At 50.4% G+C, this 561-nt stretch carries 1 protein-coding gene; it reads left to right on the plus strand.

The genetic code is table 11. The features are described 5' to 3' along the window. A partial coding sequence (locus ACFPZN_RS56555; RefSeq protein WP_378293761.1) for a tail fiber/spike domain-containing protein occupies positions 1–561 on the plus strand: 561 nt, incomplete at both ends.

Here is a 561-nt window from a genome sequence, read left to right on the forward strand (position 1 = left end):
GGATTCTTTTGAAGATGGCAGCACCATTAGCCTTGCTAACGAGTGCCTGCGCTGGAAGAGCAACGGGGAATATTACAGATGGGACGGAGACCTTACAGAGCCCAAAGATGTTCCCCCGGCATCTACTCCCGATAGCACCGGCGGTATTGGTGAAGGGAAGTGGGTCAGTGTTGGGGATGCCGCTTTAAGGACCGAGCTAAGCAACGGTAAATACCGCAGTGACGCATTGGCTGTAAAGTATGTTCCAGGGGTCGTCATTGATAGCACGACCGATAACCGCGCAGCAGTATACGCTTACACAGGACAAATTTATGTTCCGAAGGGTGTGCAGCTGCGATGTAATTTCCTGCCTGATGATGATGTAACCAAGTTCACTGGTGAAGGAAAAATTCTTACTCGCGACCCATGGGGTAACGAACATGTGTTTGACGTTTCACTGGCAACTCATGGCAGCAAATACACTGCATTCAACGTAATAAACCAGTTCGCTCGCCGCAATACGCAATGTCGTGTTGGTATCGTGGGTGACTCAATCACAGACGGTGCTTATGGAGCCGGGTG

Origin of the sequence: Actinomadura rugatobispora (assembly GCF_042656285.1) — a bacterium.
Lineage (GTDB): Bacteria > Actinomycetota > Actinomycetes > Streptosporangiales > Streptosporangiaceae > Spirillospora > Spirillospora rugatobispora.